The following is an 11,887-nucleotide window of genomic DNA, read 5'->3' on the forward strand; positions in this document are numbered from 1 at the left end:
ATTGATTCTTAAAAAAGAATACATATTTTTGTCAAAAGAGTTATTTGAATCTATGAAAATAAAGCGAAACGAAAAGTATCTTGGTTGTTTCTAAATTGTTACCTGTTTCTCTCTTTCTCTCCCTTATCAATTGAAAATCAATTAAATTCTATTATTCTGCATACTTAGGTAACAAAGGTAACAGGGATATCAGTAAACAGTAAACAGTGAACAACTCGTATTTTGTATCTCGTATCTTGTATACTCGTAACTGCCCGAAGGGCGCAGTAACTTGTAACTGTTAAAAGGTAACAAAGGTAACAGATATATCAATAAACAGTCAACAGTAAGCAGTTAACAACTTGTATCTTGTATCTCGTGTCTTGTCTACTTGTAACTATTCTCAAAAAGGTAACAAAGGTAACACTATTTACAGTCATCAGTCAACAACTCGTAAGATGTAAAACTTTGCGCCTTTGCGTCTTTGCGTGAAACAAAACAAAACGCCAGCCAACTCGTAACTTGTAACTACCCGAAGGGCGCAGTAACTTGTAACTTTCAAAAAAGTAACACCTTTCCATTCATTTACTAATTTACAAATCTCCTAACCGGTCTTTCAAAGAACTCATAGCTTTTGCCATCTATATAGATAAAATTCTTGTAAGAATATGCGGTAATCTTCTCTGCATTTTATTCTAAATGAATATCTAAAATGTGAAAATGTATTTAAAAAATACGTTTGCATAAAAATATAGCGTTAAAAGGACGCTTTGTGTGAACAATTTATAGCCTTTCTTCCTTTTATCTAATACACTACTTATGTTTCATCTTTTAAAGTGAGGACTGCTATGAGATTTAATGGAACTTTAAAAGTCGGGGATATTTTATACAGGGTAGACCCGAAAATATTGTCTGTCAATGTGTTTCGGATTAATAACATTGATGATAAACAACAGACGCCGACCACTCATGAAAACTTCGTGATGGAGAAGAAAGAGTCAAGGTTAATTCCGATGTTGATCGAGAAGTTCCCGTTTGAGTTTAAAGGTTTGTTATACTTTTTGACAGAAGATGATGCGAATCATTACGTTAAGACTCAGATAGGAATGTGAAGCCTCCTGAAAAAAAACAAAAGGCCGTGAAATCGTTTGTTTTTCATGGCCTTTTTATTCTGAAAGCTATTATTACTGTACTTTAACTACTTTTCCGGAACCCGATATGGCCTGATCTACCTGCGCATTTCCCTTATACTGCACATTGCCGCTACCCGATACTCTTACAGTCAGCAACTTTTCAGCGTATACAGAGAAGTTTCCGCTGCCTGATACAGAACATGTTACTGTGTCGGCTTGCATATCCATCGTATTTGTTTTTCCACTGCCTGATATACTGCTTTCGATCCGGTTCACTTTACCGGTCATTGCAATATCACCCGAGCCGGAAACTTTTGTAGTCACGCTTTGTGCTACAATGCTGTCTCCTAGGATATTTGCACTGCCCGAAACCGATAAAACCAGGTCGGAAGTTTCCAGTTTTCCTTTGATGTGGAGCTTGATTGAGCCGCTTGCACTCACACGGGCCAAAGTCGTAGAGTTGGTATAGATATTGTATTTAGTAGGGCTCACATTTTCCTTATTCCTGATAGAGAGGATGCCATCATTGGATTCTACAATCAGCAGAGGGAAAATATTTTCGTCTGTTTCTATCCTTAGATATGGTGCGGCATCTGGTTTTTGTTCATAGACAATGCTTGAGCCTCCACTGAACTCTATCTCCTTATAATCCGAGATACTGACTTCATTCTCTGTTATATTTCCATTTCCTCTCACTGAATTGAATGAACAGGACTGGGCGCTTAAAACTAATAGCGTAATACCGATTGTGTACAATAGTGTTTTCATCTTAATATTCTTTTTTGAAATGATTATTTATAGGTATGACGCATCCCTTTCTAATTTGGTTACATCAAAATGGAAAAAATATCAGAAAATTTTATTTTTAATAAAAAATATAATCAATAACAGCCATCCTGCAATCAGGAATAATCCCCCTACAGGCGTTACCGGACCTAAGAAACGCAGATTTATTCCCCAATGTCCGGAAAAGGATAAAAAATAAATGCTGAAAGAAAAAAGCAGGACTCCTGTAATAATACAGATAGCAGCCCACTTTTCCAATGGCGATGTAAATGGCAGTGTGAGGCCTATAACCAGTAATACGATGGCATGGTACATCTGATAACGCACTCCGGTTTCGAAACTGATAAGTTTTTCCGGTGTGAGTATGTCTTTAAATGCATGTGCGCCGAATGCTCCCAGTATTACCGAGAGCATTCCGTATATAGCAGCGATAATTAATACCGTTTGTTTCATTTTCTATCGGCAATGGGTATGTATTCTTTTATGTCGGCGGCATTCTTGTATGCAGGGCGGATAATCCGCTTTTGCTTGAAGTTGAGTTCTTCGATCCGGTGGGCACACCAGCCCACGATACGCGCCATCGCAAACAATGGAGTGTATATTTCCTGGGGCAGGCCTATCATATCATATACGAAGCCCGAATAGAAGTCCACATTGGCGCATACCTGCTTATTGACATTCTTACCCTTTTTCTCCATAAAGTTGAGGATCGCTCTTTCTTCCAGCAGCTTATAGAAGTTATATTCTTCTTCCCGCCCTTTCTCTATGGCAAGCTCGCGGGCCATTTCCTTGAGTAGCATGGTACGGGGGTCCGATATTGTATATATGGCATGTCCTATACCATAAATGAGGCCTGTTCTGTCATAAGCTTCTTTATTTAATATCTTCAGCAGATAGGCGTCTACTTCTTCAACGCTTGTCCAGTCTTTCACATTGGTCTTAATGTTCTTCATCATATCGATGACTTTCAGGTTTGCTCCTCCATGCAGAGGCCCTTTCAGTGAACCTATGCCCGCGGCAATGGCCGAATAGGTATCCGTACCTGTCGAACTGGTGACACGTACCGTAAAAGTGGAGTTATTACCTCCCCCGTGGTCGGCATGTACCATAAGCGCCAGGTCGAGAATTTTTACATCCAACTGTGTATAGTGGTGTCCTTTCATCATATACAGGAAATTTTCGGCAAGCGACAGGTTCGATTGCGGATGTCTGATGTGGAGAGACTTGCCATTGCTGTGCCTTAATGCATTATGGGCATAAGCTATGATAGTAGGGAAAGTGGCAACGAGGTTCAGCGATTGGCGTATCAGGTTCTCGGGGGTGGTTTCGTCCGGCTTGTCGTCGAATGTATATAATTCGAGTACACAACGTGAAAGATAATTCATAATATCATTCCCTACGAGGTCAAGTATATGCATTACAATTTTTGGTTTCAGGTCCATGATACAACTCATCAGTTCTGAGAATTCCTTCAACTCCTTCTTGTTTGGCATATTTCCCGAAAGGATAAGATAGACCACCTCTTCAAATCCCAGCCTGTTTTCTTTCTGGGTACCCCTGACTATGTCTTCGAGACTGATTCCCCTGTATATAAGTTTGCCGGGGATAGGTGTCAGCTTGCCGTCTTCGCTGCGTTCATACCCCACAACATCGCCCACTTTGGTAAGTCCTACAACTACGCCGGTATGATCTTCGTTGCGAAGGCCCCGTTTTACATTCATTTTCTGGAACAGTTCGGGGTCGAAGTTACTAGTTACCCTCACTGTTGCCGATATCTTATCCACTATTTCCTTATCCAGTAATCTCTCCATAGTATATTTGTTATATGGTTTATATTTTGAGTTTAAATTATGGCTTAAAATAATAAGTCACAATTTCGTTCCACTTCATTAATTGTCGCACCCAGACCCTTTAAAACTTTATCGCAGGATGGTTCCATTCCGAAACCTGCCAGCGCAGGCCATTACAACATTCTTTTTTAGCATAAGCGATCACCTTGTTAATAAGGAGTGTACCTATACCTTTTCCCCTGTATGCCTGTCTGACATATAAGTCATCCATGTACAGGGATTTGCCTGTCCATGTATAATAAGCGAAGAAGTAAGTCGCATATCCGATAATGGAGCCATCCTTATCCCTGGCTACAAAGCCGTGAAAATAATTCTTTTCTTTTAGCATCTGTCCGACGGAATTAGTCATCTTTTCAGGTAATTTTTCAAAGGTGGCAAATTCCAGAAATAGGGAGACCAGCTCTTCAAAATCGGATTCCATTATGGGTTGTATATCTATATTCATTTAATCTGCTGATTGCAAAAGTTATCGGTGCTTTCATCTTCCTGCCAATTATATTCTATCCTGAAAGCTATCTTCCGGGCTTCTTCTGTCCCCAGCATGTCGCGAATAAAGCCTAAAGCCATATCCATTCCGGCGCTGACGCCCGATGAGGTGTAATACTTGCCGTCTTTTACCCAGCGTGCCTGCTTTATCCAGTTAACTTTGGATGAGGCACTTTCCACCCAGCCGAAAGCACATTTGTTTGATGTCGCGCTTCTGCCGTCCAGTAAACCGGTTTTAGCTAATAATGCACTACCCGTGCAAACAGTAAGAGTATATTGACTGCCGCTGGCTAACGTCCTTATCTTCTCTATAAAGACCGGATTGTCTATTTCCTTTCGTGTGCCCGTTCCTCCGGGAATAAGCAGTATATCCGTTTCCTCCGGCATTAATAATTCTGCCGGATCGGTTTTTATCTCAATATTGTCCGTGTTGCGGATAAGGCCTCCGGTTTCAGAATAATATCTGATTATGTTACCTTCAACCTTACCGAATATTTCCACAGGCCCGAATACATCGAGTGTTTCAAAACCTGGAAAAAGAAGTATATTGAAAACCATGCAGACTCCGGTTATTATTGTTTCATATAATTCAGGGCACTCCCTGCCTTAAACCATTCTATCTGCGTATCGTTATAGGTATGGGCTACCTCGAACGATTCTTTTTCACCGTTTTTATGGGTGAGCTCGACGGTAAGGTTCTTTCCCGGTCTGAAATCGGTTAGCCCTTGTATGCTTATTTTATCATCTTCGCTTACCTTGTTATAATCATTCTTATCGATAAAGGTAAGGGCAAGCATACCTTGTTTTTTGAGATTGGTTTCATGTATGCGTGCAAAAGACTTTACAAGTATAGCCTTCACATTCAGAAACCGGGGTTCCATTGCTGCGTGTTCACGGGATGAGCCTTCCCCGTAGTTTTCTTCAGCCACTACGACAGACCCAAGCCCTTCCGCTTTGAATTTCCGGGCAAGTTTAGGAACGGCTATAAATTCTCCGGTTTCCACATCCAGTACAGCATTTGTCTTGTCATTGAATGCATTGACCGCGCCGATCAGCATATTGTCGGATATATTATCCAGATGTCCTCGGAAGCGGAGCCACGGGCCAGCCATCGAAATGTGGTCGGTAGTACATTTGCCTTTTGCTTTTATTAACAGCGGCTGGGCGGTAATATCTTTTCCGTCCCATGCAGGGAACGGTTTCAGCTCTTGCAGGCGTTGTGAATCGGGGGCTATTTTTACCTCAATATTTGAACCGTCAGCTGCCGGAGCGATAAATCCGTCATCATCTTTTTTGTATCCGTTTGGCGGTAGTTCATATCCCTGAGGTTCCTGTAGTTTTACATGTTCCCCGTTTTCATTTACCAGTGTATCCGTCATCGGATTGAAGCATAGATCTCCGGCAATGCTGAGTGCCGCCACAATTTCCGGTGATGTAACAAAGGCATGGGTATTCGGATTACCGTCGTTTCGTTTGGCAAAATTACGGTTAAACGATGTTACGATTGAATTGGGCCGCTCCGGGTTATCCGACTCCCTTTTCCATTGTCCGATACAAGGCCCGCAGGCATTTGCCATGATGGTTGCCCCCGCTTCTTCGAAGACCGGTAATATACCATCTCTTTCGGCGGTATAGCGTACCTGTTCCGAGCCGGGATTGATTATAAATTGAGCTTTTACTTTTATATTTTTCTTTTTGGCATCAGCGACGATCGATGCCGCACGCGACATGTCTTCGTATGAAGAGTTTGTACATGAGCCGATTAGGCCCACTTCCATCTTTTGCGGATAACCGTTTTCTTTTACCGCTTTGGCAAACTGAGAAATAGGATGTGCCGCATCGGGTGTAAAAGGCCCGTTTACATACGGTTCGAGAGTCGATAAATCTATTTCAATTATCTGGTCGAAATACTTTTGAGGATTACCGGCTATCTCAGCATCAGGCTGCAGATGCTCCATTATTTTGTCGGCCAGCTCTGCGACATCATTGCGGAAAGTCGCTTTCAGGTATTCGGATGATTTTTCATCATAGGGGAAAATGGATGTCGTAGCACCTACTTCCGCACCCATATTACAAATCGTACCTTTCCCTGTGGCAGACAATGAAGCGGTGCCTTCGCCAAAATATTCGATAATGGCGTTTGTCCCACCTTTCACGGTGAGTATACCTGCCAGTTTCAGTATGACGTCTTTAGGAGAAGCCCAGCCCGACAATTTTCCGGTCAGTTTTACCCCGATGATTTTCGGCATTTTCAGTTCCCAGGGCATTCCCGCCATTACATCTACTGCATCGGCGCCACCTACGCCTATGGCTACCATCCCCAGCCCTCCGGCATTTGGAGTGTGGGAGTCTGTTCCGATCATCATCCCGCCGGGGAAGGCATAGTTTTCGAGTACCACCTGATGGATGATACCTGCGCCGGGTTTCCAGAAACCGATTCCGAATTTATTGGATACGTTGCTCAGAAAGTCAAATACTTCTTTGTTTGTTACTTCGGCAGTGTTCAGATCTTCCTTTGCCGATTTGTATGCCTGTATCAGGTGGTCACAGTGTACTGTCGATGGTACAGCTACTTTTGTGCGTCCCGAATTCATCAATTGCAACAGGGCCATTTGTGCGGTAGCGTCCTGCATGGCAACCCTGTCCGGTGAAAAGTTCACATAATCTGTTGCGCGTACAAAATCCTTAATGGATTCATCTTTCGATAGATGTGCATATAGGATTTTTTCGGACAGAGTCAAAGGGCGTTTTAGTTTGTTCTTAGCCTCTTCAACCTTTGATGGGTAGGATTCGTAGAATTTGCGAATCATATCTATATCAAAAGTGGTACTTTTCATTATAATTGAAGTTTTTAGTTAATTTTTTAATCTCCCAGAACTAACAAAAATAATAAAAAAATTCTATGATATGACGTCTTTTATATTACATTCCTGTTTGAGTTTATTCTAAAGTCCGGCATATCTGAAGTTTGTCTTTCTGTTTTTGGACGAGTGTGGTTCGGTGATAATTTTGTGTTTTAAGGCTTTATATGTGGAAATTTGCAACTGCTTGTTTTAAAAAATAAGACATATTGAAATGTAATAAGTGGCTATTATGAGAGATTCTATTTATCATTGATAGAAAAATAAGATAGGAATTCAGTTTATTGTTCACTTAATTATTTCGGTTTAGAGTATCTCTTTACCTTCTAGGGTTGCCAAGCTAAGTAGTGATGTTCTCTTTGTCGGTTGACGGCAACCTGTATTGATTGATCCCCAAAAGAGGTGTGTACTAATACATAAAAAAAGTACACGAATATGTAATTTAATCATATGCGACAAGGATAAACATATTTAATAATAATATCTATATTTGCCTCCTATCCATTCGGTTTTTAATCCGGAATATTTTAATTGGATTCTAAATCCATAAAATGGAAGTAGTTACTTAACAATCTATCAGAAAATATGTAGTCAGATGCCCAAGGTTCATATATATATAATTTAATATCTATTATTTACGGCCCATATTAATATTTACATATTAACTTAACCTAATTTTTCAGCCCAATGAGAAACTACTATTCTTTTATCCGAAATCAAATTACGAATAAGCGTAATATCTTCTTGTATTTTTCTTTTATTCCGCTATTTTTCTTCATTTCCTGTAGCGAAGATCCGGATACAAACCTGCATTCGCTTGGTGATGTGACCGGTCAGGTCGTCGAACTTGGCAACCCCCTAAAGACGCGGTATGCGGACGGTACCCAGCGCGTTTATGCCCGTAATGTATGGGATATGTATGCTTATCACGGCAAGATATATTTCGGCGGAGGGAACTCGTCTAACAATCCTCCCGCATCCAATGCCGGGAGAGCTGACCTGTGGACCTTCGATCCGGTATCGCAGAAATTTGCCGTGGAATATACCGTCGACGAAGAACAGATACACCTGATCCGTGAGTTCGATAACGAACTTTATCTCCCTGGTCATGATTCGCGGGAGAGCTGGAGTTTGGGTAATTTTTACCGGCTGGAGTCCGGAGCCTGGAAAAAATACCGAACCATTCCCAATGGCGTACATGTATATGATATTTACAAGTATGGTAACAAACTCTATGCAGCCATCGGGCCGAATGGTAATTCAGCCATACAGGTCTCGTCAGATAACGGACTAACCTGGAACAATTCCGGCAAGACTATAATCGGTTCGCGGATTTATACATTGGTACCCCTGGCAGGTGCCCTGTATTCGAATTTCAACTGGATTTACTGTCCCGGGGAAATGAGTGATTTCGTTTTTTTGCCACAGAAGGATCGCCCGCTTTTCACGGCAGGCATCAATGTCGGCGGGGAAACCCGTGTGGAACGTGCCGTAGTATTTAACGGGCGAACCGTTTACATCATAGGTCATACATATAACGACCATCAATACAAGCCGGTGGCACTTATACGCGCACGCGGTCACAGCGATATATCCCGTTTGTCTTTGCCGGAGGAGGCATTACCGAGGGATATACTGATTAAAGGTGAATGGTTGTTGGTACTGGCATCCATCCGGACGGGCGATGAAGTTTACAAAAATATCGTACTGGCAACACGGAATATCGACGCCGATCCCGTGGAATGGACTACTCTGTTTCATTTTACAGCACCTGCTTTTGCCCGCTCATTTGAATACCTGAACGGAAAGTTTTATTTTGGATTGGGTTGCGATGCCGAGGAGCTTACTGCTACTACATGGCTTTCTCCGGCTACCGGTAATATTCTAAGTGTTGAATATAAAGATTTATAATATTCATACAATGGCAGGGGATTAAGCCAGATCTATTTCCCCTGTCCTTTATTCTTTGTATTTGTAGACCGTAACAGTTATCAGATAATGAATCTTGTTTGCGAAAAACAGAAAACCAGAGCTTCCCTGCTACAGGAATTTAAACCTTCCTTCTATAAAATTGTCAAAGAATCTGAACAGAGAATACATTTAAAGAGTATTTTCTTACTTTTGTATTTCATAAAACGAAATATTGCATGAGGAACGGCTTAATTATATTATTCTTATTATTTACAACATTAACAATATATGCACAACCCTCTTCCGATAAATTAATAAGGCAGGGTGTGGCATTGCATGATAAGGGACGCTATAAAGAGGCAATAGCCTGTTATGAGGAAGCATTGAAAGTAAACCCGACATCAATGTCCGCTATTTATGAGATGTCTTTATCATACTTGCAGCTCAAAGATTACGATAAAGCCATTCGCAACAGTACGAAAGTGATCACGGCCAATTTTCAGCCTCTGCTGATGGACGCGTATATTGTAAAAGGCACGGCGCTGGCCAATCAGGATAAAATGGGCGATGCCCTGAAGATATTAAACGAAGCAGTAGAGAAATGCGGAGATGAATACCTGTTGCATTTCAATCTGGGGCTTTGTTACTTCAATAATAAGGATAACCGTATGGCAGTGCAGCATCTGCGGAAGGCCATAGAAATAGATGCCACTCATTCCAGTGCATTTCTTCTTTATGCCTATGCTCTGAACGATTTGGGACGCTGGGTGCAAAGTTTTTATGCATTTCATTTCTTTTTGTTGCTTGAGCCCAACACAGAACGTTCGAAAGACGCTTTCGGAGAAATGTTTGATATAATCAATACTAAGATCGATCCCGGTTCGGAGAAATTATCTCCTGAAGACGGGGTAGACAGACGCTACCTGTATGATGCGATACAAAAACACAAGACAGGGGCCACAGACGAGGTGTCGCAATATACATTTTTTGTAGAATCGTCCAAATTGATATTTTTCACATTGGCTCAGATGCAGAATGATTCCCTGAATGGTTTATTGTGGTATTTCTTTGTGCCTACCTATGAGGAAATACTGGGTTCAGGACATTTCGATACATATTGCCGCTATGTCAGTGTGGCTTATTTCCCCGAATCGCTTAAATGGTGGGAGAATAATAAAACACATGTAGATAACTTTATAGAATGGTTTGAGAACGGACAGGGCGGAGCTGATGAAGAAGCCGATTACGGTGATGATTCCGATTTAGAAGATCACGGGCAGTAAAAAAGGATTTTGGAATAAATGTTACAAGATACAGAGAATAATTTAGTAGAAAGGTTGCATGACCCGAAAAATCAGCAGGCTGCTTTTTCTGAACTTGTGAAAGAGTTTAGCGAGACGCTTTATTGGCAGATCCGTAAGATCGTACTGAGTCATGACGATGCAAACGATGTCCTCCAGAATACCTTTATTAAGGTATGGACCAGCATTGAGAATTTCAGGGGAGATTCCAAATTGTCCACATGGCTGTACCGTATTGCGATTAATGAAGCGATTACATTTTTGAATAAGCAACGCACATTAAATAATGTGTCGATAGACGATGCGGATACGTTTCTGGTCTCACGTCTCGAAGGTGATGAATATTTTGACGGAGACAAAGCGCAACTGAAACTGCAAAAGGCGATATTGACACTTCCTGAGAAACAACGTATCGTTTTTAATATGAAATACTTCGATGAAATGAAGTATGAAGATATGTCGGATATACTGGAAACTTCGGTTGGCGCACTGAAAGCATCATACCATCATGCAGTGAAAAAAATAGAAGAATTTTTATCTGCTGACGATTAAACCTTTTTATCTAATCATAGTCTATAGTATAGATAGAGTTATTAAAGAAAAGTAATTATGTTGGATAGTTTTGACAAAAAGAAGAATCCGTTTAAGGTTCCCGAAAATTATTTCGAGAATTTTAATGCTGATATGATGGGTAAACTTCCTGAAAAAGAAACAGAAAAAGCGAAAGTTGTCCCGTTGTGGAGAAAGGCATTGCCTTGGACAGCCGCGGCTGCCGTGTTTTGTGGAGTCATATTTTCAACAGGAATACTGAATGAAGAAAAGACTGCCGAACCTGATCCTGTAGTTGCTTCTGCTATAGCCTCTTCTTCTGAGGAGGAAGATTATTATTTGTTTCTTGAAGATGAAGTAGCAAGGGCCAAGTACCGGGATGTGATGTATAGTAATTAAACTAAAAAATGTTTTTTATATGAAATTTAAAAGTATTCTGATCTTATTGATTATCATAGTGTCTACAACACATTCAATAAATGGTCAGGGTCTGAAACGAAGTGGTTTTGATATAGAAACTATAAAAAAGGAGAAAGCAGCTTTCCTGATAAAAGAACTGAACCTGACAGATGCCGAAGCCAAAGCGTTTATTCCTTTGGAGTCGGAGTTCATGTCCAGAAAATTTGAAGTGAACAGGGATGCCCGTAGAGAAACCCGCGTGTTGAAAGAAAAACCTAACAAGACCGAAGAAGATTACCAACGCATAACCAAACTGAATCTGGAATCGGAAAAACGGGAAGCAGAACTTCAGATAGAATATTATAAAAAATTCGGGGAAGTATTGTCTGCCCAGAAAGTAGAAAAATATCGTGCAGTGGATATGAAATTCAAAGAATATATGCTGCAAAAGATTGAAGAGCGCAGAAAAGCAAATCCACAACGAAACAGACACGGAAAATAAATTGACAAAAGTTTGTTTTATTGTGAAAAATATATACTTTTGTTTTCGTAAAGAATATAATTATGTACAATAAAGCACATCATCATCATCTTATATTACTGCCGATCGGTAAGTAACGTATATTGATGTG

Annotated in this window: 11 protein-coding genes; 5 read left to right on the forward strand and 6 right to left on the reverse strand. The window is 40.8% G+C overall.

From position 1 onward, the window contains the following. Nucleotides 1-1,163: 1,163 nt before the first annotated feature. From ACYQ3L_RS10015 to ACYQ3L_RS10040, 6 genes are all read right to left on the reverse strand, one after another. Nucleotides 1,164-1,880 (reverse strand): head GIN domain-containing protein, encoded by a 717-nt coding sequence (locus ACYQ3L_RS10015; protein WP_379995676.1) that lies wholly within the window; start codon nucleotides 1,878-1,880, stop codon nucleotides 1,164-1,166. 81 nt (nucleotides 1,881-1,961) lie between these two features. Next, nucleotides 1,962-2,351: a DUF423 domain-containing protein gene (locus ACYQ3L_RS10020; protein ID WP_379995674.1), complete on the reverse strand. Its 390-nt coding sequence runs from the start codon at nucleotides 2,349-2,351 to the stop codon at nucleotides 1,962-1,964. Beyond that, the gene (locus tag ACYQ3L_RS10025) at nucleotides 2,348-3,709 is read right to left on the reverse strand and encodes a citrate synthase (RefSeq protein WP_379995672.1); all 1,362 of its coding nucleotides are present in this window, start codon (nucleotides 3,707-3,709) and stop codon (nucleotides 2,348-2,350) included. Before ACYQ3L_RS10025 ends, ACYQ3L_RS10020 begins: the two co-directional genes overlap by 4 nt. Nucleotides 3,710-3,809: 100 nt before the next feature. Next, entirely contained in the window at nucleotides 3,810-4,193 is a 384-nt protein-coding gene (locus ACYQ3L_RS10030; protein WP_379995669.1) for a GNAT family N-acetyltransferase, read from the reverse strand. Next, complete coding sequence (locus ACYQ3L_RS10035; RefSeq protein WP_379995667.1) at nucleotides 4,190-4,792, reverse strand: DJ-1/PfpI family protein; 603 nt, start codon at nucleotides 4,790-4,792, stop codon at nucleotides 4,190-4,192. The genes ACYQ3L_RS10030 and ACYQ3L_RS10035 overlap by 4 nt, the downstream gene beginning before the upstream one ends. 14 nt (nucleotides 4,793-4,806) lie before the next feature. Further along, the gene (locus ACYQ3L_RS10040; RefSeq protein WP_379995665.1) at nucleotides 4,807-7,071 is read right to left on the reverse strand and encodes an aconitate hydratase; all 2,265 of its coding nucleotides are present in this window, start codon (nucleotides 7,069-7,071) and stop codon (nucleotides 4,807-4,809) included. Nucleotides 7,072-7,782: 711 nt separating this feature from the next. Between ACYQ3L_RS10040 and ACYQ3L_RS10045 the strand changes: the two genes are divergently transcribed. The 5 genes from ACYQ3L_RS10045 to ACYQ3L_RS10065 all read left to right on the forward strand — a co-directional run bounded on the left by ACYQ3L_RS10045 (nucleotide 7,783) and on the right by ACYQ3L_RS10065 (nucleotide 11,757). Then, the gene (locus ACYQ3L_RS10045) at nucleotides 7,783-9,006 is read left to right on the forward strand and encodes a hypothetical protein (protein WP_379995663.1); all 1,224 of its coding nucleotides are present in this window, start codon (nucleotides 7,783-7,785) and stop codon (nucleotides 9,004-9,006) included. Between the two features lie 236 nt (nucleotides 9,007-9,242). Further along, complete coding sequence (locus tag ACYQ3L_RS10050) at nucleotides 9,243-10,289, forward strand: tetratricopeptide repeat protein (protein WP_379995661.1); 1,047 nt, start codon at nucleotides 9,243-9,245, stop codon at nucleotides 10,287-10,289. Between the two features lie 18 nt (nucleotides 10,290-10,307). Continuing rightward, complete coding sequence (locus ACYQ3L_RS10055; RefSeq protein WP_379995659.1) at nucleotides 10,308-10,859, forward strand: RNA polymerase sigma factor; 552 nt, start codon at nucleotides 10,308-10,310, stop codon at nucleotides 10,857-10,859. Nucleotides 10,860-10,916: 57 nt separating this feature from the next. Continuing rightward, entirely contained in the window at nucleotides 10,917-11,255 is a 339-nt protein-coding gene (locus tag ACYQ3L_RS10060) for a hypothetical protein (protein WP_379995657.1), read from the forward strand. Nucleotides 11,256-11,274: 19 nt separating this feature from the next. Further along, nucleotides 11,275-11,757: a hypothetical protein gene (locus tag ACYQ3L_RS10065; protein WP_379995655.1), complete on the forward strand. Its 483-nt coding sequence runs from the start codon at nucleotides 11,275-11,277 to the stop codon at nucleotides 11,755-11,757. Nucleotides 11,758-11,887 lie beyond the last annotated feature (130 nt).

The organism is Dysgonomonas termitidis (assembly GCF_054657735.1).